The organism is Flavobacterium sp. GL_143, from assembly GCF_057834355.1.
The window spans coordinates 2,566,447-2,588,892 of record NZ_CM174401.1; the positions used below are offsets into that span (position 1 = coordinate 2,566,447).

The 22,446-nt window shown below is 33.0% G+C and carries 18 protein-coding genes and 3 tRNA genes; 11 read left to right on the top strand and 10 right to left on the bottom strand.

Annotated elements, in window-relative coordinates; translation table 11 throughout:
• The first annotated feature begins 79 nt into the window (after positions 1-79).
• The 4 genes from AC3IPI_RS11345 to AC3IPI_RS11360 all read left to right on the top strand — a co-directional run bounded on the left by AC3IPI_RS11345 (position 80) and on the right by AC3IPI_RS11360 (position 4,528).
• On the top strand, positions 80-1,186 hold the full coding sequence (locus AC3IPI_RS11345; protein WP_039115485.1) for a Glu/Leu/Phe/Val family dehydrogenase: 1,107 nt from the start codon (positions 80-82) through the stop codon (positions 1,184-1,186).
• A gap of 254 nt (positions 1,187-1,440) precedes the next feature.
• Positions 1,441-2,352 (top strand): transcription antitermination factor NusB, encoded by a 912-nt coding sequence (nusB, locus tag AC3IPI_RS11350; protein ID WP_039115565.1) that lies wholly within the window; start codon positions 1,441-1,443, stop codon positions 2,350-2,352.
• A gap of 31 nt (positions 2,353-2,383) precedes the next feature.
• Positions 2,384-2,656: a preprotein translocase subunit YajC gene (gene yajC, locus AC3IPI_RS11355; RefSeq protein WP_039115484.1), complete on the top strand. Its 273-nt coding sequence runs from the start codon at positions 2,384-2,386 to the stop codon at positions 2,654-2,656.
• A gap of 786 nt (positions 2,657-3,442) precedes the next feature.
• A complete protein-coding gene (locus tag AC3IPI_RS11360; protein WP_489159084.1) occupies positions 3,443-4,528 on the top strand; it encodes an outer membrane beta-barrel protein in 1,086 nt (361 codons plus the stop codon).
• Between the two features lie 145 nt (positions 4,529-4,673).
• Here the strand turns inward: AC3IPI_RS11360 and AC3IPI_RS11365 are convergent, their stop codons facing one another.
• The 5 genes from AC3IPI_RS11365 to AC3IPI_RS11385 all read right to left on the bottom strand — a co-directional run bounded on the left by AC3IPI_RS11365 (position 4,674) and on the right by AC3IPI_RS11385 (position 10,392).
• The gene (locus AC3IPI_RS11365; protein WP_489159085.1) at positions 4,674-5,573 is read right to left on the bottom strand and encodes an N-acetylmuramoyl-L-alanine amidase; all 900 of its coding nucleotides are present in this window, start codon (positions 5,571-5,573) and stop codon (positions 4,674-4,676) included.
• Between the two features lie 34 nt (positions 5,574-5,607).
• The gene (locus AC3IPI_RS11370) at positions 5,608-6,111 is read right to left on the bottom strand and encodes a hypothetical protein (RefSeq protein WP_039116094.1); all 504 of its coding nucleotides are present in this window, start codon (positions 6,109-6,111) and stop codon (positions 5,608-5,610) included.
• 46 nt (positions 6,112-6,157) lie between these two features.
• Complete coding sequence (gene rimO / locus AC3IPI_RS11375) at positions 6,158-7,471, bottom strand: 30S ribosomal protein S12 methylthiotransferase RimO (protein ID WP_039117583.1); 1,314 nt, start codon at positions 7,469-7,471, stop codon at positions 6,158-6,160.
• A 226-nt stretch (positions 7,472-7,697) separates the two neighbouring features.
• The gene (locus AC3IPI_RS11380) at positions 7,698-9,278 is read right to left on the bottom strand and encodes an OmpP1/FadL family transporter (protein ID WP_323491023.1); all 1,581 of its coding nucleotides are present in this window, start codon (positions 9,276-9,278) and stop codon (positions 7,698-7,700) included.
• 43 nt (positions 9,279-9,321) lie between these two features.
• Complete coding sequence (locus tag AC3IPI_RS11385) at positions 9,322-10,392, bottom strand: hypothetical protein (RefSeq protein ID WP_489159086.1); 1,071 nt, start codon at positions 10,390-10,392, stop codon at positions 9,322-9,324.
• Between the two features lie 101 nt (positions 10,393-10,493).
• On the opposite strand from AC3IPI_RS11385, the gene proS reads away from it, so the two are divergent.
• From proS to rpsT, 5 genes are all read left to right on the top strand, one after another.
• Positions 10,494-11,972, top strand: coding sequence for a proline--tRNA ligase (gene proS / locus AC3IPI_RS11390; protein WP_039116082.1), 1,479 nt, complete (start codon positions 10,494-10,496; stop codon positions 11,970-11,972).
• Positions 11,973-12,048: 76 nt separating this feature from the next.
• A tRNA-Glu gene (locus tag AC3IPI_RS11395) sits at positions 12,049-12,120 on the top strand.
• Between the two features lie 46 nt (positions 12,121-12,166).
• Positions 12,167-12,238, top strand: a tRNA-Glu gene (locus tag AC3IPI_RS11400).
• 44 nt (positions 12,239-12,282) lie between these two features.
• A tRNA-Glu gene (locus AC3IPI_RS11405) sits at positions 12,283-12,354 on the top strand.
• A gap of 154 nt (positions 12,355-12,508) precedes the next feature.
• The gene (gene rpsT / locus AC3IPI_RS11410; protein WP_035622425.1) at positions 12,509-12,760 is read left to right on the top strand and encodes a 30S ribosomal protein S20; all 252 of its coding nucleotides are present in this window, start codon (positions 12,509-12,511) and stop codon (positions 12,758-12,760) included.
• Between the two features lie 105 nt (positions 12,761-12,865).
• On the opposite strand, the gene AC3IPI_RS11415 is transcribed toward rpsT, so the two are convergent.
• Together AC3IPI_RS11415 and AC3IPI_RS11420 are read right to left on the bottom strand one after the other, a co-directional pair.
• Positions 12,866-13,282 (bottom strand): response regulator, encoded by a 417-nt coding sequence (locus AC3IPI_RS11415; protein ID WP_039116081.1) that lies wholly within the window; start codon positions 13,280-13,282, stop codon positions 12,866-12,868.
• A 1-nt stretch (position 13,283) separates the two neighbouring features.
• Positions 13,284-14,996 (bottom strand): PAS domain-containing sensor histidine kinase, encoded by a 1,713-nt coding sequence (locus tag AC3IPI_RS11420; RefSeq protein WP_489159087.1) that lies wholly within the window; start codon positions 14,994-14,996, stop codon positions 13,284-13,286.
• A gap of 172 nt (positions 14,997-15,168) precedes the next feature.
• Between AC3IPI_RS11420 and typA the strand changes: the two genes are divergently transcribed.
• A complete protein-coding gene (gene typA, locus AC3IPI_RS11425; RefSeq protein WP_039116078.1) occupies positions 15,169-16,965 on the top strand; it encodes a translational GTPase TypA in 1,797 nt (598 codons plus the stop codon).
• 160 nt (positions 16,966-17,125) lie between these two features.
• On the opposite strand, the gene AC3IPI_RS11430 is transcribed toward typA, so the two are convergent.
• Genes AC3IPI_RS11430 through AC3IPI_RS11440 form a run of 3 tightly spaced genes read right to left on the bottom strand, consistent with a single transcriptional unit; the run spans position 17,126 to position 21,279 of the window.
• Positions 17,126-19,501 carry a T9SS type B sorting domain-containing protein gene (locus AC3IPI_RS11430; RefSeq protein ID WP_489159088.1) on the bottom strand — a complete coding sequence of 792 codons (2,376 nt, stop codon included), beginning with the start codon at positions 19,499-19,501 and terminating at the stop codon, positions 17,126-17,128.
• A 26-nt stretch (positions 19,502-19,527) separates the two neighbouring features.
• Complete coding sequence (locus tag AC3IPI_RS11435) at positions 19,528-20,364, bottom strand: ABC transporter permease (protein WP_039116074.1); 837 nt, start codon at positions 20,362-20,364, stop codon at positions 19,528-19,530.
• Positions 20,365-20,367: 3 nt separating this feature from the next.
• Complete coding sequence (locus AC3IPI_RS11440) at positions 20,368-21,279, bottom strand: ABC transporter ATP-binding protein (RefSeq protein ID WP_039116072.1); 912 nt, start codon at positions 21,277-21,279, stop codon at positions 20,368-20,370.
• A gap of 98 nt (positions 21,280-21,377) precedes the next feature.
• On the opposite strand from AC3IPI_RS11440, the gene AC3IPI_RS11445 reads away from it, so the two are divergent.
• Positions 21,378-22,430, top strand: a complete 1,053-nt coding sequence (locus AC3IPI_RS11445) for a hypothetical protein (RefSeq protein WP_039116070.1) — start codon at positions 21,378-21,380, stop codon at positions 22,428-22,430.
• The last annotated feature ends 16 nt before the right edge of the window (positions 22,431-22,446 follow it).

The window sequence follows — 22,446 nt, forward strand, 5'->3', positions numbered from 1 at the left end:
TGCTGTATGTATATTTTTTGTATAAATTTGAAATGTCTTTTTGACAAATTCGTAATTTTAACTAATAAAAATTATTGCTATGAATGCAGCTTTTGCAACTGGAAAGGAACTTCAAAAAATGGATCCCGTTTTTGGTCAACTATCGTTTGATGATCACGAACAAATTGTATTTTGCAACGACAAAGATACAGGTTTAAAAGCAATTATTGGTATTCATAATTCAGTTATGGGACCTGCTTTGGGAGGAACAAGGATGTTTAATTATGCTAACGAATGGGAAGCATTAAACGATGTTTTGCGTCTTTCTAGAGGGATGACTTACAAAGCAGCTATTACAGGATTAAACATTGGTGGAGGTAAAGCCGTAATTATCGGGGATGCTAAAACTCAGAAAACACCAGAATTGATGCGTAAGTTTGGAGAATTTGTACATTCTTTAAGCGGAAGATATATTACTGCCGAAGATGTTGGTATGGAAACCAGAGATATGGACATTGTAAGAGATGTTACTCCTTATGTTACTGGAATTTCTGAAGAAAGAGGTGGTTCAGGAAACCCTTCTCCTGTTACAGCTTACGGTGTGTTTTTAGGAATGAAAGCTGCAGTAAAACAACAATTTGGTTCGGATAGTGTAGCTGGTAAAAAAGTATTGGTACAAGGAATTGGACACGTAGGAGAAACTTTGGTTGATTATTTAACTAAAGAAGGTGCTATCGTTACTATTACAGATATCAACGAAGAAAAATTGTATGAAGTAGCGGCTAAATACGGTGCGACTATTTTTGCAGGAGATGATATATATAGTGCAGATGTTGATGTTTATGCACCATGTGCAATGGGAGCAACATTAAACGATGATACTGTAAAGAAAATAAAAGCTAAAGTTATTGCTGGTGCGGCTAATAACCAATTGGCAAACGAGAATGTTCACGGTTTAATATTACAAGAAAGAGGAATACTTTATGCTCCGGATTTCTTGATTAATGCTGGTGGAATTATTAATGTTTACGCTGAGTTAGAGCATTATGACAAAGCTGAGATCATGCGTAAGACAGAAAATATTTACAATACAACGCTTGAGATTTTTGATTATGCTATTAAAAATGGTATAACTACACATCAAGCTGCGTTAACAATTGCTCAAAATCGTATCGATTTAAGAAAAATTGAGAATAGCAAAAAATAAAAACTAGTTTGGTTTATAGTCTCAGTTTTCAGTCTCAGTGCCTAAGTGTAAACTGAGACTGAAAACTGAGACTTTTTTTTGCACTGTAAACTGCGACTCTTTTTTATTGGTACAAACTGCGACTGCGACTGAAAACTATTCTTAAATAAAGTAAATATAAATTTCATTATAAAGCTTGAAATTCTTATTTTTGCAAACTAATTTTTAAATGTTCTTACAAGGTGGTAAATAGAAGACACATACGCGTTAAAGTAATGCAGTCCATTTATGCGATGCATCAAAACGGTTCTGATAATCTTGAAAAAGAAGAAAAGTTTCTTTTTTATAGTATTGACAATATTCAGGATTTATATCTTGTGATGCTTTCTTCGTTAATCGAAATTTGTAAAAAAGAAACTATATTTTTACACTTATCAAGCAAAAAACATCTTGCAACTCCTCAAGAGCGTAATCCAAATGAAAAATTCGTTAAAAATGCAATTTTTCAAATCCTAGCCGAAAATAATTCTCTTAGTATAGCGATGGAGAATCGTAAAATTGATAATTGGACATTAAATGACGATTATATTTTATTACTTCTTAACGATATAAAAGCGAGTAAGCAGTATGCTAAATATATGAGTAATACAGTAAACACGTTTGAAGAAGACAAACAGTTTATTGTTGATTTATTTACAGAAGTAATCGTTCCTAATGAAAAATTATATGAGTATCTAGAAGATGATAAGCTTACTTGGGTAGATGATATTCCTGTTGTAAATACACATATTATCAAACAATTAAAAGCGATTACGGCTGGAGAAGATGATAATTTTAGAGTTCCGAAATTGTATAAAGACAATGAGGATAGAGATTTTGTAAAAGACTTGTTTAGAAAAACAGTTTTAAACGAAACCGAATTTGCTAAAGAATATGTAGATAAAACGCCAAACTGGGATAGTGATCGTATTGCCGAAATTGATACTATTATCTTGAAAATGGCAATTTGTGAATTTTTGAAATTCCCTTCAATTCCAGTAAAAGTAACTCTTAACGAATATTTAGAAATTGCAAAAGAGTATTCTACACCAAAAAGTAGTATTTTTATCAATGGGATTTTAGATAATCTTGTAAAAGAACTAGAGGCTAGCAAAAAGCTAATTAAAGCTGGTCGTGGTTTAATGTAATAATCAATTAAATAAAAACAGAATTTAAATTATGGAACAATTAACTCAATTTGCACCGTTTCTATTAATGTTTGTGGTAATCTATTTCTTTATGATTAGACCGCAACAAAAACGTGCAAAAAATGAAAAAGAATTCGAAAGTAGCCTAAAAGTAGGTGATAAGATAATAACAAAAAGTGGTCTTCATGGTAAAGTTTCAGAACTTGCAGAAACAACTGTAGTTATCGAAACAATGTCAGGAAAATTAAAGATGGAGCGTTCAGCAATTTCTATGGAAATGAGTGCAGCTTTAGCTAAGAAATAGTCAGCTTTAAATAAATAGTAAAGTCCCAATCCGAATTTTCGGATTGGGACTTTTTTTTTGCTCAAAAATAATCCTCTTCTTTTTGTAATTCCCATTCTGAGAGATATTCTCTTTTAATCTTTTTAGATAGTGTTTTTGTCTATTAATAGATCTCTTAGGTTGTTTTATTAATGCATAGTTGTGATGCTTTATCTGTGAGCATTTTGGATTTTTATTATCTATAATATTTAATAGGTAGGATTTTCTTCTTTTTAGTTAGATTTCGCTCTTTTAAAATACATTTTTAGAGGCGTGATTGTGTATTTTGTGTCTTTTGTTTTTGTAGGAATTATGGTTAAGTGTTTTTCTGTGTATGTTTAGATTGATGAATTTTGTCGTTTTTTTAATTTAAAATTCTTTTACCTATGTTTTTTATGGGTGTAAAGTATTTATAGTGTTTATTTTTTATAATAACCCCTATTTATTTTTGGGTTTATTTGTATTTTAGGTGTTTAATGTAGTGTTTTTTATTTTTTGTGATTATTGTATTTTTTAAAAAAGCACCTGTAAAATGTAAAATAACAATAATTAAGTAGTGTAATTTTTGTAATCCGTAATTCTTTCAAAAACGCATCAAAAAAATAACTTTTATAAGATTATCTAATCTAAAAGTTAATAAATTCGCCTCAGAAACATGTTTTAAGTTACTGCAGTTCTTTGATATCATATAGAATATAAATGGCATTTATAAAATAACCAAACCAATTATTAACTATAACCAAATTATTAACTAAAACCATCTTAAACATGAAAAAAGTAATACATATTTTAGCTTTGATGTTAACGAGTTCTTTTGCTTTTGCCCAAGAAGATAAAGAAACTACTGCTCCAGCAACTACATTTGGAGGGTCAGCAGATGTTTATTACAAATATGATTTTTCTAAACAACAAAACGGTTTAACTAGTTTTACAAATTCTCAGGACTCATTCGAACTAGGAATGGCGTCACTTGAAGCCTCGCATAAATTTGGAAAGGCTTCTGCTTTTGTCGATTTAGGATTTGGAACAAGGGCGGCTGAGTTCTCTTATAATGAGTATAATAATAATGAACCGTCTTTTTTAATTAAACAGTTATTCCTTAAATATGATTTATCGGATAGTTTTTCAATAACAGCAGGTAGTTTTGGTACTCATATAGGATATGAGTTATTAGATGCCGTAGATAATAAAAATTACAGTATGTCTTATGCGTTTTCATACGGGCCGTTCTTTAATACAGGAGTAAAAGCACAATATACAAACGGAGAATTCAGTGCTATGTTTGGTATCACCAACCCAACAGATTTTAAATCGGCAATGGAAGCGGGTTCTAGTCAGAAAACGTATATTGGACAATTGGCATATATAGCTGATACTGGAAGTGCTTATTTGAATTTTACTTCAGGAAGTACAAATCCAACTCCAGGAACTACAGTTGTGCCAACTGGGGAAAATAAAACGCAAATTGATTTTGTAGGAACAAAGGCAATTAACGATGCATTTTCTTTAGGATTTAATGCTACTTATGCAAAAACTACAAACGATTTTGATAGTGATCTTGATGGAGAGTGGTTTTCATTAGTAGGATATGCATATTATAAGTTCAAGGATAATCTTGGGCTAGCTTACAGAATAGAATATTTTGATGCTAAAGATGCTGTCGTAAGTTTAGGAACGCTTGCGGGTTCTAGTGTTTTTGCAAATACGTTATCACTTAATTATAAAGTTGGAAATATGACGATAATTCCAGAGGTAAGATTAGATAGCGCTTCCGAAGATATTTTTCTTGACAGTAATTCTGCCCCAACTGGCAAGATGGTTTTCGCATTGGTAGCTGCTACTTATTCTTTTTAAGATATTAAGATTGATATTTTTTTTTTTAAGCTGTCAAAACATAACTATGTTTTGGCAGTTTTTTTTTATTTAGAATTGTTTCTATAAAAAGAAACACGTTTTAGAAAGGCTAAAACGTGTTTTTGTATATTATATAATCTCTTTTTTATTGTTTTTTGTAGATAGAATAAATAGTATTTATTGTTTTTCTATCTAATACGCCATCAACTTCGGTTTGAATATAATGGAGTTTAAAAGCGGTAATTGCCGATGTAAGATTTTTTGTATTGTATCCTATAATGCGTAAAGCAGGTTCTATTTTAAAATCAAACGGAGCTTCTTCCATAATTTCATCTTGCCAAATCCCAAAACCTAGACCAGCTAGTGTTTTCCAAGGAAACAATTTACTAGGGTCTTGTTTTCTTCCTGGAGCAATATCTCCATGTCCCAAAATGTTTTGTGCAGGAACATTATATTCTTTTTTCAATCTCGTTAATAGAGCAATTAAGCTACTTATTTGTGTTTCAGAGAAAGGCTCAGTTCCGTTATTGTCTAATTCGATACCTAACGAAGAAGAATTAAGATCGGTATTTTTTCCCCAAGTCGAGTTACCAGCGTGCCAAGCACGTAAATAATCGTTTAGCATTTGTACCACTTTACCATCTCTGGAGATAATATAGTGAGCACTTACTTGCGTTTTTACTTTAGTAAAAGTATTTACAGTTTGTTGCAAAGAATCCTGTGCTGTATGGTGAATAATAATGAAGTTTGGTTTGCGTAAATTAAAATTTACGGTACCAATCCATTCCGTATTAATACCATTTTGTAATGGAGTCGATCCGGTTATCGAAAGAGAGTCTCTGTAAATATGTAATTGCTTAGCGTACGAAGTGTCTATACTTACAGCTACTGTTGGTGCTGGTATAGGCTGAGCCTCTTTGCTAGTAATTTTATCTTCAAGAGTCTTAAGTTGCTGGTCGTATACTTTTTCGCTACTTTTATAAGGATTTGTTGAGCAAGAAGTAATTGCAATTGCTGTAATCAGACAGTAAAAATACTTTTTCATATCTTGAAATTGTTTTTATGTTTAGAGAAAACAATTATTTTTTCTTTTTCTTAGCTTTCTTGGAACCAGTTTGATTTTTGCGTTGCTCCATAAAAACAGTGTATTTCTCCTTTTGATCTTTGTTTAAAAAATCAGATACTCGCTTATTGGTAACTTCAGAAAGAGCTTGAATTTGTTTTATTTTATCATCTTGGCTGCTACTTTCGTTTTTCAAAAGTATACCTTGTTCTTTTATGCTTTCAATTAAAACATTCGATACTGCAATTTCTTGTAACGCATCAAGGTTAAGTTCAGGCTTTAGTTCTTCCATTATTGTGGCAACAATTTCCTCAACAGGAGTCTCTTTGGGTTTGCTGGTATTCCCCATCTGTCCCATACCTTGGCTCATACTACCATTCATTCTGCCGCCGCCGTAACCACCACCACCGTAGCCACCGCCACCATAGCCATTACCATACCCGTTTCCGTATTGAGCAGAAACAGAATTTGCGAAAAATAACATAAAGGCAAATACTATTGCTGTTTGAATTGTTTTCATGTCTTATGTTTTAAAATCAAATATTCAAAAAAAATGTATTGTAAATTTAAACAGGTTCACCGTATAAATCAAATTCTGTAGCTTCTATTATTTTAATATTAACAAATTCTCCAGTTTTTAGATAGTTTTTAGACGCATCAATCAATACTTCATTATCAACATCTGGGCTATCGAACTCTGTTCTTCCAACAAAATGACCACCTTCTTTTCTGTCAATAATACATTTAAAAGTTTGTCCTACTTTCTCTTGGTTTAAATCCCATGAAATTTGAGATTGTAATTCCATGATTTCATTAGCACGAGCTTGCTTAACATCATCCGGAACATCGTCTTCAAGTAAATAAGCGTGTGTGTTTTCTTCATGAGAATAAGCAAAACAACCCATTCTGTCAAATTTCATTTCCTGAACAAAATCTTTAAGAATATTAAAATCCTCTTGAGTTTCTCCTGGGTAACCTACAATAAGTGTAGTTCTAATAGCCATTCCTGGAACAGCATTACGGAAATCTTTTAATAATTTTGTTGTTTTTTCCTGAGTTGTACCACGACGCATTGATTTTAAAACCGAATCCGAAATGTGCTGCAACGGAATATCAATATAATTACAAATCTTTGGTTCGCGTTTCATGATTTCAAGTACATCCATTGGGAAACCAGTTGGGAAGGCGTAATGCAAACGAATCCATTCGATGCCTTCTACTTTTACTAAAGCTTCAAGTAATTCGCCTAAATTTCTTTTCTTATATATGTCAAGACCGTAATAAGTTAAATCCTGAGCAATCAAGATTAATTCTTTTACACCATTTTTAGCTAAACCTTCAGCTTCTTTTACTAATTTTTCAATAGTTTGCGATACATGTTTTCCACGCATAAGCGGAATAGCACAAAAACTACAAGGTCTGTCGCAACCTTCAGCAATTTTTAAATAAGCGTAATTTTTAGGAGTTGTAGTTAAACGTTCACCTAATAATTCATGTTTATAATCAGCCCCTAGTGCTTTTAATAATTGAGGTAATTCAGTTGTACCAAAATATTGGTCAACATTTGGGATTTCTTTTTCTAAGTCAGGTCTGTAACGTTCAGACAGACATCCTGTCACGAAAACTTTATCTACTAATCCTTTTTCTTTCTTATCTGCGTACTCTAAAATCATGTTTACTGATTCTGCTTTAGCATTATCAATAAAACCACAAGTGTTTATTACAATAATATTGCCTTCTTCGGCAGCAGGAGCTTCATGTGTTACTTCCTTTCCGCTGGCGCGAAGTTGACCCATAAGTACTTCACTATCATATACATTTTTCGAACACCCAAGAGTGATTACGTTGATTTTATTCTTTTTTAAAGACTTGGTTCTCATACTTTTATAAATTGGAGTGCAAAATTACATTTTTTATTCCTAGAAACACCATGATTCCTTCTTTTTTCTGAAGTTGTTGTTATGAGTTCTAGGAGCTGGAACCTGCTGTCCGCTATATCTTTTTCTGTCTAAAGAAGCCAGAAAAAGGATGCCGCTTCCATCAGGGCTAAAAAAAATCCGTCTGATTCTTATCGAGACGGATTTTTATATGTTTTGTTTATGCTAATTATAATTCAAATAACATAGTCAATGAAACGTTATTGAATTTTGTGTTAATATTAGCGCCATCAGTAAATCCTTGACTAAAGAATGCTTGATGAGAATTTCTCTTAGCATAAGAATAAGCTAGATCTACCTTAGTAGAGCCAAAGTTATATCCTAAACCTCCTGAATATCCATTTAAATCACCAATTGTAGAGCTGTTTTTGTATGGGCTTTGTTCAAATCTGTAACCAGCTCTTAAGCTAAGTAGTTTTATTTTATATTCCGCACCAATTCGTACTTCGCTACTATTGGTCAATTGGTCGCTCATAGTATTATTTACTCCTCTAAAAAAACTGTCGTTTGTTGGTTTAAACTTAGTGTTGCCATAATCTTTAATCGCATAATCAACACTTAATAAACCAGTTTTTCCAAACACGTATGCAAAACTTGCGGTCCATTTTCCTGGAGTTTGCAGTTTGTATGATTCATATATGTTCACTATTTGTGGGTCAACTATAGTAGGATCTAATTCTCCAGTGTTATTGCTTTGTACAGTTACTAATGATTGAGTCGTTTCATCGTAGAGTTTGTACCAAGTATTCGATTCGTAAGCAAGACCTAATCGTACTTGGTCAGTTACTTTGGCAATAGCACCTACTTGGAAAGAGAAACCTGTTCCGTACGTATATAGTTGATTGTCAAAAAAGGCTCTGTCTATCTTGTAATTTGCGCTTGTGTTGTTGTTATTGTGTTCGTAAAAACTTGTATTTCTTGTATAATCAGTAAAATGAGAGTTTAAGTTTATTCCTATGTATAGTTTGTCTTTATAGGATGTTGCAGCATTAAAGGATAGCTTGCCATTATAGCCATTGGTATGAATTTCATTTTCTTGATAATAATTTCCTCCAGCAGGAACAAGAGATAGGTATTGGCTATTTGGATTATTAGCGTCCATTGGGTCGATTATGAATCCTTGGTAACCTAACATGGCTTGCTGTGCTGAATATCCGCTTAGTCCAGGGTATTGGTAGCTAGGTAAGCTATTGCCTAGATATCGATATAGGCTACTTATACTTTCTCCTTTATTTGTTCTAACAAATTCTTGAGGCACTGGCGCGCCACCATTACCTGTGTTAGCATAGTCTAAAAAGTATTGGTCTATAGAATTTGTTGGGTTTACTCCAGCAGAAAATATATCGTTGTTGTAGTTGTTAGTGTTTTCGTAATTAACAGCTACGGATATTTTTTTCCAGTTACTTTTTGAATGATAATTATTAAAAACTAAAACTCCTCCAGCTTGATTCAGTATAAATGAATTATTGCTTTCGTTAGTTTTTGCGCCAAAATAATTAGAGTTGTTCTTTGTGTTGTAATTACTTAATGTTACACCAAACTGGTTATTTGCAAATACAGCAGAACCGGCAGGGTTGATATTTAAAGATGATAAATCACCACCAAGCGCTCCAAATGCACCACCCATAGCGCGGAAACGAGCAGTTCCGTTTAGGTTGTCTTGTGAGTAACGCATTGCGTCAGAAATACCCTGAGAGTGTATTGCGTTAATAGATAGTCCAGTAAGGATTAGGAATATATACTTTTTCATGTTCAGATAAATAGGTTTTAATTCGTTTTAAAGAAGATGTAAATTATCTTCTTCCGCCGCCAGAAGATCTTCCGCCGCCGCCGCCGCCAGACATTCTTCCTCCGCCACCACCTGATGAGCTAGGGCTGTATGATCTGGATGGAGAGCTAGAAGGGGTATAGGTTCTGGTTGGAGTAGATGAACCAGGATTATAGCTTCTGGTTGGAGTGCTACTGCTGTTATCTCTTCGTGTTGGAGTATATGTACTGTTTTGTGAACCCGAAGATTGATCTCTTCTGGTGTAATTAGAATTACCGTTGGTATTTCTTGTTGTATTATAAGAGTCGTTTCTTCTGTAATCTGTATAATTTGAATTGGTATTTCCTCTTCTGTTAGTGTTGTAGTTAGAGTTCTGAGAATCACTTCTTCTGTAGTCGGTATAGTTACTGTTTCCTCTTCTGTTGGTAAAGTTTGTAGTTCGGGAATTAGTATAATCGCTACTTCCTCTTCTGTTTACAGAGTAGTTAGAGTTTCTAGAATAACTTCTATTGTTGTAATAACTATTATTACGGCCTACGCTATTATTATAGTAAGAACCTCTGCGGCCATAGTTATAAGAGTAGTCGTTGTATCGGTAACCATAATAAGGTCTGTATCCATAATAAGGATAGTATGATGGGTAGCCCCATCCGCCACCATAATATGGGTAACCCCATCCGTAACCGTAACCAAAGCCACCATAATAAGGGTAACCAAAACCAAAAGACAATCCCCAAGTATTAGGGTATATGTTTACAGATACGTCTTGAACATTGCTTCCCCAACCTGCATAACTAATGCTTGAGTTTGCTATGCTGTCATCAGATTCGTTATAAGAACCATAATTGTCAACATTTGTAAAGATTTCTGTAGGTTCGTCATTGCTTTGTAGGGAGCTAAAATAATCTTTGTATTGATTATTGGTGCTGCTAGTAGTAACTCTTTCTGTGTAATTATTAGATGATGTTCTATATATGCCATCGTTGTCATAATAAGAACTATTTTGATAAGAACCACACGAAGTTACTAGAAAACACAATAAGGCTGTAATGGAAAAAAGAGCCGTGTTTTTTTGGAAAAAAATATTAGTTTTCATATCTGTGGATTTTTTTATTGTTGGACAATACAAAAATAGTTAGTTTTGTGGAACTATTTAGTTAAAATAAGTTAAACAAAATTTGTGCCAAACTATTCAATATGAGTAAGAACCTTACTACAAGATCAGAAGATTATTCAAAATGGTATAACGAGCTGGTTGTAAAAGCGGATTTAGCCGAGAATTCAGGAGTTAGAGGATGTATGGTTATTAAGCCGTACGGATATGCTATTTGGGAAAAAATGCAGGCTGAGTTAGATCGAAAATTTAAAGAAACAGGACATCAAAATGCCTACTTTCCGTTATTTGTTCCAAAAAGCATGTTTGAAGCTGAGGAGAAAAATGCAGAAGGATTTGCAAAAGAATGTGCTATTGTTACTCATTATAGATTAAAGAATGATCCCGATAAGCCAGGAAAGCTTATGGTTGATCCTAATGCGAAACTAGAAGAAGAGTTAATTGTTCGTCCTACAAGTGAGGCTATTATATGGTCTACCTATAAAGGATGGGTACAGTCATATCGTGATTTACCTTTATTAATTAATCAATGGGCAAATGTGGTTCGTTGGGAAATGAGAACTCGATTGTTTTTAAGAACAGCCGAATTCTTGTGGCAGGAAGGTCATACAGCTCACGCTACGAAAAGTGAAGCTGTTGAAGAGTCAGAGAAAATGATGAATGTATATGCTGATTTTGCTGAAAATTTTATGGCGATTCCAGTTGTAAAAGGAATAAAAACAGAAACGGAACGATTTGCAGGTGCTGAAGAAACTTATTGTATTGAAGCATTAATGCAAGATGGTAAAGCGTTGCAAGCAGGAACTTCTCATTTCTTAGGACAAAACTTTGCAAAAGCATTTGATGTGAAGTTTGCAAATGCCGAAGGGAAGCAGGAATATGTGTGGGGAACTTCTTGGGGAGTTTCTACGAGATTAATGGGGGCTTTAGTAATGACGCACTCAGATGATAAAGGATTGGTCTTGCCTCCAAATTTAGCACCTATACAAGTAGTGATTGTTCCTATTCATAAAACAGATGAGCAGCTAGGTGAAATTACTGTTGTGGTAAATGAATTGGTTTCTCAGTTAAGAAAGCTGAATATAGCTGTGAAGTATGATGATAGAACCACACAAAAGCCAGGATTCAAGTTTAATGAATATGAATTAAAAGGAGTGCCGATTCGAATTGCGGTTGGTCCTAAAGATTTAGAAAATGGAACTTTTGAAATTGCAAGAAGAGATACATTAACTAAAGAAACAGTTTCGAAAGATGGAATTGTGACTTATGTGAACGATTTATTGAGTCAAATTCAAGTTGATTTGTATAATAAAGCATTAGATTATCGAAATACTCATATTACAGAGGTAAATAATTTTGATGAGTTTAAAGATGTTTTAGAGAATAAAGGTGGCTTTGTATCAGCTCATTGGGATGGTACTGCAGCTACAGAAGAGAAGATTAAAGATTTAACGAAAGCAACAATTAGATGTATTCCTTTGGATGGAGTAGAAGAGGCGGGAACCTGTGTGTTTACTGGTAATTCTTCTTCAAGAAGAGTGCTTTTTGCTAAGGCGTATTAATTTTTTTAATTTTTTTTGCTTCAGCTATTGTGCATCTAAAAAACAGTTGTATCTTTGCAACCGCAATACAGAAGCAGGCCCGTTCGTCTATCGGTTAGGACGCATGGTTTTCATCCATGTAAGAGCGGTTCGATTCCGCTACGGGCTACTACTTTTTTGCAGGTTAAAAGTTATTTGAATATTGAAAATACAATGGCCCGTTCGTCTATCGGTTAGGACGCATGGTTTTCATCCATGTAAGAGCGGTTCGATTCCGCTACGGGCTACAATTTCAATTTTGAATAATTTATTAAAAACTTAGAAGAATACTGGTCCGTTCGTCTAGGGGTTAGGACTTCAGGATTTCGTCCTGGTAACAGGGGTTCGATTCCCTTACGGACTACTAAATTAGTTGTAAATAAGTTTTGTAAAATAGAAGCTGGTGTCTCGGTTTTTGTTTTATTAGTTAAAGCTAAAGTGATTGTTTTACAATTGTGGGAGGCTTTTCTTTTTTAACTAGTATTTATAATAATTATTACATCTAAAATTAAAAAAAAATGGCAAATCATAAGTCAGCGTTAAAAAGAATCAGAAGTAACGAAAAAAGAAGAGTTCTTAATAGATATCAACATAAAACTACTCGTAATGCTATTAAAGCATTAAGAATAGCTACTGATAAGCAAGATGCTACTTCAAAATTATCAACTGTAATTTCTATGATTGATAAATTAGCGAAAAAGAATATCATTCATGATAACAAAGCGTCTAATTTAAAATCTAAATTAACGAAACATGTAGCTAAATTGTAATCATGCAATTTGCTTAAAATATATTAAAAAGTTCTCTTTTAGAGAACTTTTTTTATGCTCAAAAAAAACTCCTTAATAATTATTTATTAAGGAGTTTTTTTTTGTTTAAATACCCATTTTGTCTTTTATGTATTCAAGCATTTGTAGGGTGATTGGTTTTGATAAAAAGTCAAGTATCATGGGGTATTTTTTTGCTTTTTCCAGGTCATCTGGATCTATGGTAGAGGATAGTATGATTATGTTGATGGTGTTGAAATCTGAGTAGTTAGCTGTGGAGAAATGGTCTAGAAATTCCCAGCCTCCCATTACGGGCATATTTAAATCCAAGAAGATAAGTCTTGGTTTTTTGCTGTTAAGATCGTTGGGTTTGGTGTTGTACTTAAGGGTGTTGAAGTATAATAAAGCCTCTTCTCCGTTTTGTGCGGTTATTATTTCATTAGAAAATGCAGCTTTGGTGATTACTTTTTTGCATAGCATTAGTGCTATGGGGTCGTCGTCTATGCATAAAATTTGATCAAACATTTTATTTGTTTTTGAATATTAGAGTAAATGAAGTTCCTTTATTGACTTCGCTATCTATGCTAATTGTGCCTCCCATTGTTTCGACTTGAGATTTTACAAGGTACAAGCCAAGTCCTTTACTGTCGGGATAGTTGTGGAATCTTTGGTAAAGTCCGAAAACTTTATCTCTGTTTCTTTCAAGGTCAATTCCAATTCCGTTGTCTTTAAATATTAAACTTATACTGTCATCAATTTGATTAGCTGAAATGGTAATTTTTAATTTACGGTCTTCAGATCTGTATTTGATAGAATTGGTTAATAGGTTTAGTAGTATGCTTTCTATGTACGCTTTGTTTATGTTTAATACGGTTACTTTTTCAAACTTTAGTTTTATGATTGGCTTGTATAATTCAATTTGAAAGTTTAGCTGATTGAAGACATTTTCGAAAACTTCATTTAGTAAAACTTCTTCTTTTTGTATCGATGGATTGTCTTTGATTATGATAACTTTTACTAAATCGTTGATTGTTTCGTTTAGTAAATGAGTCGATTTGTTAAATCCGTTTAAGATTTCTTTTAATTCTTCATTTTCAATCGGAATGTCTTCTATAAGGTTTAGTAGTCCAGTTAGATTTGATAAAGGAGATCTAAGGTTATGAGAGGTTATATATGAGAATTGTTTTAAGTCTTTGTTGTTCTGAGTTAGTTCTCGAATAAGGTGTTCTTTTTCTTTTTCAAGTTTTTTCTCTTCAGTTATGTCTCTTTGTATTGAGATCCAGTGCGAAACTATATTTTCGGCATTAAAAATAGGTATCATGGAGTAACGAACCCAGTATTCTTGTTTGCTTTTGGTATAACTAATGGTTTCTATTAAGCATTCTTCTTTGTTTTTTATTGCTTTTATTAATTTTTGAAGCTCGCTTGAGTCGGAATTAGGGCCTTTAAAGATATTAGGAGATTTGCCTACTACTTCTTCGGATTGGTATCCTGACATTCTGGTAAAAGATGGGTTTACATATACGATTCGTGGGATTTTACCGTCATGAGAATCTGCTTCGGTAATTAATATAGAATCTCGGGATTGAGTAATTACTGTTTCTAGTAATTTTAGTCGTTGTTCTTCCTCTTTTTGCTTTGTAATATCTTGTATAGCTCCAATCATTCTAATGGCTCTTCCGTTTTCGTCTTTTAAGAGAAAACTTCGGTGAAGGACATATTTATAAGTAGAATCGGCACATTTAAAACGATATTGGTCTTGCCATTTTTCGGTTTTTTGTTCTATAAATGAATATAGTTTTACTGACATTCTGATACTGTCTTCTGGATGAATTTTGTCAAACCACCATCTGGAATTGTCTCCAACTTCTTCAGGTTTGTACCCAAACACATTTTCAATTCCTTTGTTCCAGGTGATGTTGTCTTCTTGAATTTTCCAGTCCCAAATAGTGTCGCTGGTTGCTTTTGCAACTATATTATATTTCTCATTTGATTCTTTGATTTCATCATTCGATTTCTTTAGTTTTTCGAACACTGTAATGTTTCTGGCGTCGTTTTTTGATAGGATAAACCTGTAAAGTAAACCTGTTAAAATGATGAAAACTAGGTCTTTTATGAAGCTGAAGTAGTAGTATTGCGTGTTTGAAATATTGTTAAGCAGGTATTTATGGCAAATGATTGCCAGAAATAGAGAAATGACAAAGTAAATTAATGTAATTTGATTGGTTTTGTTTTTCATTACTCAAATATAATTAATAATTACCAAATTATTAAACATCAATTATAAGATATTTAAAAGCCTTGATTTAAAACTATTTTTTGGGTGTAATCAGTTAAGAATATGTAAACTATTGTCTAAATAGTTTTTATATTAAAAAAAAGTGTACCTTTGCACCCATTAAAAATCTCAGATGGAATCTATTAGAAATATTGCAATTATTGCCCACGTCGATCACGGTAAAACCACTTTGGTTGATAAAATTATGTATCACTGTCAGTTATTTCGTGACAACGAAAACACAGGTGATTTAATTCTTGATAATAATGATTTAGAGCGTGAGAGAGGTATTACTATTACTTCTAAAAACGTATCAGTTCAATATAAAGGAACAAAAATCAATATTATTGATACTCCTGGTCACGCCGATTTTGGTGGTGAAGTAGAACGTGTACTAAACATGGCCGATGGTGTATGTTTGCTAGTAGATGCTTTTGAAGGACCAATGCCACAAACTCGTTTTGTATTACAAAAGGCAATTGATTTAGGATTGAAGCCTTGTGTGGTTATCAATAAAGTTGATAAAGAAAACTGTACTCCGGAAGAAGTACATGAAAAAGTTTTTGACTTAATGTTTGAATTAGGAGCTACTGAAGAGCAATTGGATTTCCCAACTGTTTATGGTTCTGCTAAAAACAACTGGATGTCTGACGATTGGAAAAACCAAACTGAAAACATTGAGCCTTTATTGGACATGGTAATCAAAAATGTACCTGCTCCTAAAGTTTCTGAAGGAACTCCACAAATGTTGATTACATCTTTAGATTTCTCTGCATTTACAGGTCGTATCGCTATTGGTCGTCTTGAAAGAGGAGTTTTAAAAGAAGGTATGGCAGTTTCTTTGGTAAAAAGAGATGGTAAAGTTATAAAATCAAGAATTAAAGAATTACACACTTTTGAAGGACTTGGTCGTAAAAAAGTAGAAGAAGTTATTGCAGGTGATATCTGTGCGATTATTGGAGTTGAAGGTTTTGAGATTGGTGATACTATCGCTGATATTGAAAATCCAGAAGCTTTACAAACAATTGCTATTGATGAGCCTACAATGAGTATGTTGTTTACAATTAATGACTCTCCTTTCTTTGGTAAAGAGGGTAAATTTGTAACTTCTCGTCATATTAGAGAAAGATTGACAAAAGAATTAGAGAAAAACTTAGCTATGAAGTTAGGTGAAACTGATTCTGCTGATAAATTCATGGTTTTTGGTCGTGGAGTACTTCACTTATCTGTTCTTATTGAAACAATGAGAAGAGAAGGTTACGAATTACAAATCGGACAACCACAAGTTATCATCAAAGAAATTGATGGTAAAAAATGTGAGCCAATTGAGGAGTTAACAATCGATTTGCCAGAAAATCTTTCAGGTAGAGCAGTTGAGTTCGTAACACTTCGTAAAGGTGAAATGTTAAGTATGGAGACTAAGGGCGAGCGTATGATTATTAAATTCAATATTCCATCTCGTGGAATTATTGGTTTAAGAAATCAATTACTTACAGCTACTGCTGGTGAAGCTATTATGTCTCACCGTTTTATTGGATATGAGCCTTACAAAGGAGAAATTGCTGGACGTAACAAAGGTTCATTGATTTCTATGGAAAAAGGAAAAGCTATTCCTTATTCTATCGATAAATTACAAGATCGTGGTAAGTTTTTTGTTGAACCAAATGCTGAAATTTACGAAGGTCAGGTAATTGGAGAAAACTCTCGTGCTGATGATATGTGTGTGAACGTAACTAAAGAGAAAAAACAATCTAACGTTCGTTCATCTGGAAATGATGAAAAAGCAAGAATCATCCCTCCAATTATTTTCTCATTAGAGGAAGCTTTAGAGTACATTCAAAAAGATGAATATGTAGAGGTAACTCCAAAATCTATTCGTTTGAGAAAAATCTATTTGACTGAAACTGATAGAAAAAGATTTAAAATCTAAAAGATTTAAATTTCAATATAAAAATCCCAAATTCCAATTAAGGAGTTTGGGATTTTTTTTGATTAAAAAGTTTTTGGAATTTAGAATTTAATATTTGAAATTCTTTGCATTGTCAAGTATTGGAATTTGGATTTTTTTGATTGAAATCTCCTTTCTTTTTTTACCTCTTTAAACTAAAGTGTCCCTTAACTTCTTTTCCATCTACAAATTTCAATGTAAACCAATAATCATCTGATGGTAGTTGGCGACCTCCGTAAGTTCCATCCCATCCCATGCTAAGGGTATTCATTTGTTTTAATAATTTGCCATAACGATCAAAAATAGAAATAGTATAGTCAGGTAAATGCTCCAGATACTTAACTCTCCAGGTATCATTATATCCATCTCCGTTAGGAGTGAAGAATCTTGGGTAGTCAAGAACGTAAAAAGGAGCAGACATTGTTGTTCCGCAGCCATTTTTATCTCTTGCAAAGGCATTGTAAATCCCCGCAGGAGTACCTTTGAATAAAGGTTCAGTTTGATAGTTTTCTCCGTCTAATGAGAATTCATAATTTCCTATTCCTGTATATTCTATTAAAACTGAATTTTCATTTGCAGAAAAATCTTTGACTTGTGTTCCTATAATTATTGCTACATCAGAAGCTATGACCTTAAACTTCTTCGTTTTCAAACATCCATTTACATCTGATACTGTTACAGAGTAATTACCTGAGGTGTTTACCGGAATAGATGCAGAGGTAGATATTGGTCCTGATGGACCATTCCATTGATAAGTTTCAAATCCATTTGCTACAGATAAATAGATTGTAGCGTTTTTGCATAAATACTCAGTTTCATCACCAAAATTAGCAGGGTCAAATACATGTACTATCAATTCTATTGGAGTTACAGCATAACAATCAGGGCCATTAAGGATGCGGGCATATATTGTTTGATCAAAAGGAATTGTGTTTTTAAAATTATTCGGTAAAGGATTTGTTTCAGTGATAGCATTGTTACTACTCAAATAATAATTGACCAATAATCCAGTAGGTAATCCAATTAAAAGCTGTGGTGTAACCTGTGTGTTTAAATTAAATTCATATATCCCATCAGTGTCTTGATCACATACTTCAATAGGAGGAGGAGAGAGTACAATGTTACCAGCAATTTTTAAAGAAAGTTCTGCATATTTAGTACAACCATATTTGTTTTCGACTCTTGCGTAAAGAATTTGTTGATCTACTCCATTAGCTGGTAGCGCATCAATATGTTGTGTGTTAGTGTAATTTGTAGGATTGAGAATTGGATTTAGTTTAGCCTCTGCATCAGATAATGATTCATAATATACAACAGTTACCTTTGGGTCATTGTTCTTTATTAGTGCATCCGCTTTGGTTAAATTAAAGGTTGTAAATCCATCAGTGTCTATGTCGCATTGAACCAATGTACTATTAGTAACTACAATTTCTGGAGCATATTCAATTTTTATTTCGGAATCAGCTTCACAGGTTGTTGGATGCATAAGAACATTTACTCTATATGTTCCACCCTCTTTAACGGTGTAAGTAGGGCCTGTTGCAGCAGCATCTTTTATACCATCCTTATACCATTCGTAAGCGTAGTTTGTTCCTGCAGGCGAACCAAGTTTTGTGTCTAGTATTACTTCTTCGCCATAACATACAGGATTGTCTGTGCTTGAATCTCGATCTATACCCAAATTGATTTTAGAAGTAAAACTACCAGCCTCAAGAAAAATAGCAGAATCATAATATATGTTTCTATCATCGGCAATTACTAATTTTATATGATATGTCTTTCCAGCAATTACATCGCTTTCTGATTTCATTACAACAGTTTGTGCAGCATAATTTACAGGGCTGGAAATAGGATTAGTTGAGTTGTATCCATTAAAGTATTTATCATTTTCAGGAGGACATCCTTTTCTTCCCTCGGCAGGATCTATTTTTGGATGAACAGTAGTAGATGAAACTGGAAAATCGGTGTTGGGTAACACTGCCAAGTTTTTATAAGGACCTGTACTTTCTGCTTCTTTTATAAGAAAGGCAAACCCATCTGAATATTCACATGGGTAGTAAGATTGGTACTCATCTGAAGCAAAAATATAGTTGAAGCTTATGAAGTTTGTTAATGGCGTGAAATCAAATTCTAAAACGGTAGCATTTATGGAGGTAGTTATGCCCAATGCCTGATTTAAATCTGTATCTCCCGCCCACAAGGGGCTTGAGTTACCGCCATTACTTTTGTTAAAAGGCCCCACAGAGTTTCGGCTAGTTCCAGTACTAAGTAGGACGCCATCTTTAAAAGGGAAGTTACTTGTGCCAGCAGTAAAGTAAGCATAACTTTTTCTTCCAGTAGTATAATTATCTCCCGATGCTTTAGGATCCGATGTAGTCGCACAAGAACTATTAACTAATACTCTCTCTACTAAGTCTTGTGCGGTCTTTGTATCATCGACAGTTATGTATTGTGCATTGGCTTTTATTCCAAAGCAAAATATAAATAAACTCGCTATTATTAATTTTTTTGATTCCATGATTTGCTAAAAATATAGCAAATATACTACAAATCTCGACTCTTTAGTAGTTTATAAGAGAAGAAAACAAATAGTAACGTCCAGATTAGAACGATTATAACCGAAATATAGTCTACACTATAGTTTTTTGTGTTTTCAACACCTATCTGTTCTCCAATGCTTTTTATAACTGATAATCGGGAAAATGGCTCAATAATTAAATTAGACATGGCTTCTAGAGGAAGTAATCTAATTAAATAATCAGCAATTTTGCTTCCAGGAAAGAGTATAAAAGCAAACACAGTTTTTAAAATACCTTCTAGAATACTCCAAACTAACAGGAATCCTAAAGCGAATGCTGAACGTTTTACTAATATGCCTAAAAATAAACAGAAAGAAAAGAAGCCTGTTAGTTTTACAAAAAAGGCCAAAAGATATTCCATTCCTGAAAATATGATTCCAATTTCAGTATAAGAAGAAAAGCATAATCCAAGAATTAAGCTCATTATAAATACAAAAACGGTTGAGCAAAATGCAAATAAAACTACTGTTAGGAATTTTGATAAAATAAATTCTTTCTTGCTTAATCCATCGATAAGATTTTGTTTTAAAGTCCCGTAACTATACTCATTGGCCATCATAGATACGATTACAATTGCTAAGAAAAACTTTAACCAAGCTGCAATGTAAGTGTTGAAATGCCAAATAAAAGGAAAATTAAAAATTCCCATTTCGGCTAAATGAAATTTAAAAACACCTAAATCAAATTTTATTGAGGCAATTAATGCGATAAATGAAAGAAGGATAAAATAGGCTAATGTTAATATACGACTGGCTTTGTTTTTCCAAATTTTTTGTAGTTCTATAGAGAGAAGTCTGTTCATGGTTTAATTATTTTTTGCAGAAGCGTTATTGGTTAGTTCTAGGAATTGTTCTTCTAAACTATTTTTACGTTTTACTAAATGACTTAGAGTAATGTTTTGTGAAAATAAAAATTTATTTAAGTCAGTTGCGCTTAAATCATTTTTTAAGTAAACTAAAACTTTTCCTTCTTCTTTAGCAACACGGTCTACTGCAGGGTGAGTTTCGATTACAGTAATTAATTTTTCAGTATCGTCTGATTGAACCTCAAAGAAACCTTCATTTGCTGACATTCCGCCAACAGGACCAGAATATAAAATTTCGCCTTTTCTTAAAACAACAACATGAGAACATACTTTTTCAACCTCATCTAATAAGTGGGAAGCAAGTAAAATTGTTGTGCCTTGTGAAGCTATTTTTTTGATAATATCACGAATCTGATGAATTCCCTGCGGATCTAAACCGTTAGTAGGTTCATCCAGAATTAATATCTCTGGGTCATTTAATAAAGCCGATGCAATAGCCAAACGTTGTTTCATTCCTAACGAAAAAGTACTGAACTTGCTGTTTTTCCTTTCGTTTAAACCTACCAACTCTAATTTTTCGTTTATCTTAGAATAATCGATACTCTTAATTTTACAAACCAATTTCAGGTTTTCTTCGGCAGTCATGTATGGATAAAAATTAGGTCTTTCGATAATAGCTCCTACTTTTTTTAATGCTTCATGAGTTTGCACTTGTCCACCAAACCAACTGTATTGACCAGAAGTTTTGTTTACAACATTTAAAACAATTCCTAAAGTGGTAGATTTTCCGCTTCCGTTAGGACCTAGAATTCCATAAACGCGGCCTTTTTGAATCTCAAAAGAAATATCTTTAAGGGCCTGAATACGCCCATATCTTTTATGAAGGTTCTGTATTGTGAGTATTGTTTCCAAAATTATTTGAGGTTTTAGTTTTTAGTAAGACGTGTGAGTTTAGTTTTTGTTACTGTTCAATTTTTATTTAATGTAAATTTGTATCAAATATATTCAAAATGAGTGAGCCTTTAATGTTTTTTAAAAAACCATCTTATCCATTAACAAATTCGCTTTTGGATTATTTAGAGCGTTATGAACGAATCTCAAAAGTTTCGGTTTTTTATGATGACTTATTGCGGTTTTCCGGATCTATAACTGTGTATGATAAAAATGATAAAGATACTTTGTGGATTCGGGTTTATTATAATGAGTTTGAAAGAAATGAAATAGATTTAAATCTAAAAAAAATCTACTCTCTTTTGCATTCCGATGGTAATACTGATATTATTCAGTTCTTAAATGTAGATGCGATAGATTACTGTACGTTTGGAAATTCGAAGCCTTTCAGGATTAAAGTGCGAAATATTTTAAATGATAATTATGTGCATTTTTATATAAAAAAGGCAGATGCTTCTCGAATCTATGGTCTTGAATTAGAAGAAATATTATCCCCGGATAAAATAAATTTTTTGGTTTATAAAGACACTTTAATCGAGGAACATATAATTGGTATTCCTGGAGATATTTTTATGAGCACATTGCTTAAAAATTGTACGGAAACCGAAAAATCTCAAATTGCCAAAGAGTTTGTGAAGTTTAATGAGCGTTGTATGATTAGGCTTTTGGGAGATATGCGGGCATATAATTATGTAATTGTCCCAATTCATGATTTTGACCAAGTTGTATATAAAATTCGCCCAATCGATTTTGATCAACAATGTTACGAAGGAAATTTTAAAGTTTATCGTCCTCAGTTTTTCAAGGAGAATTACCCAATGATTTTGTTAGTTAAAGATAAATTGGAAGAGCGTTCAATTGTTCAGTATAAAGATGAAGAGCGGGCTATTTTGGCGAAGCGTATTCACTCGGCAGATAACAGAATCAAAAAATTATTGCATATTATGTGCGAAGATAATATTTCGCCTGAAGCAAATTTGAATCAACTAAAAATGGAATTGTATCGTTATACTAATGATTTGAATTTTAAAAATGCAAAATCAATGGGGCATATTATGTCGGCTGCATTTGGTTTTATCACTAGGAATTTTAAAAACACTAATTTAATCTAGAATCTTAAATTACTTA

Excerpts from the sequence above, each read along its gene's own strand:
- nusB (WP_039115565.1), top strand. The coding sequence starts at position 1,441 with ATGCAGTCCATTTATGCGATGCATCAAAACGGTTCTGATAATCTTGAA.
- rpsT (WP_035622425.1), top strand. The coding sequence starts at position 12,509 with ATGGCAAATCATAAGTCAGCGTTAAAAAGAATCAGAAGTAACGAAAAA.
- AC3IPI_RS11345 (WP_039115485.1), top strand. The coding sequence starts at position 80 with ATGAATGCAGCTTTTGCAACTGGAAAGGAACTTCAAAAAATGGATCCC.
- AC3IPI_RS11370 (WP_039116094.1), bottom strand. The coding sequence starts at position 6,111 with ATGAAAACAATTCAAACAGCAATAGTATTTGCCTTTATGTTATTTTTC.
- AC3IPI_RS11385 (WP_489159086.1), bottom strand. The coding sequence starts at position 10,392 with ATGAAAACTAATATTTTTTTCCAAAAAAACACGGCTCTTTTTTCCATT.
- rimO (WP_039117583.1), bottom strand. The coding sequence starts at position 7,471 with ATGAGAACCAAGTCTTTAAAAAAGAATAAAATCAACGTAATCACTCTT.
- AC3IPI_RS11380 (WP_323491023.1), bottom strand. The coding sequence starts at position 9,278 with ATGAAAAAGTATATATTCCTAATCCTTACTGGACTATCTATTAACGCA.
- AC3IPI_RS11365 (WP_489159085.1), bottom strand. The coding sequence starts at position 5,573 with ATGAAAAAGTATTTTTACTGTCTGATTACAGCAATTGCAATTACTTCT.
- typA (WP_039116078.1), top strand. The coding sequence starts at position 15,169 with ATGGAATCTATTAGAAATATTGCAATTATTGCCCACGTCGATCACGGT.
- AC3IPI_RS11435 (WP_039116074.1), bottom strand. The coding sequence starts at position 20,364 with ATGAACAGACTTCTCTCTATAGAACTACAAAAAATTTGGAAAAACAAA.
- AC3IPI_RS11360 (WP_489159084.1), top strand. The coding sequence starts at position 3,443 with ATGAAAAAAGTAATACATATTTTAGCTTTGATGTTAACGAGTTCTTTT.
- AC3IPI_RS11430 (WP_489159088.1), bottom strand. The coding sequence starts at position 19,501 with ATGGAATCAAAAAAATTAATAATAGCGAGTTTATTTATATTTTGCTTT.
- AC3IPI_RS11415 (WP_039116081.1), bottom strand. The coding sequence starts at position 13,282 with ATGTTTGATCAAATTTTATGCATAGACGACGACCCCATAGCACTAATG.
- AC3IPI_RS11445 (WP_039116070.1), top strand. The coding sequence starts at position 21,378 with ATGAGTGAGCCTTTAATGTTTTTTAAAAAACCATCTTATCCATTAACA.
- proS (WP_039116082.1), top strand. The coding sequence starts at position 10,494 with ATGAGTAAGAACCTTACTACAAGATCAGAAGATTATTCAAAATGGTAT.
- yajC (WP_039115484.1), top strand. The coding sequence starts at position 2,384 with ATGGAACAATTAACTCAATTTGCACCGTTTCTATTAATGTTTGTGGTA.
- AC3IPI_RS11420 (WP_489159087.1), bottom strand. The coding sequence starts at position 14,996 with ATGAAAAACAAAACCAATCAAATTACATTAATTTACTTTGTCATTTCT.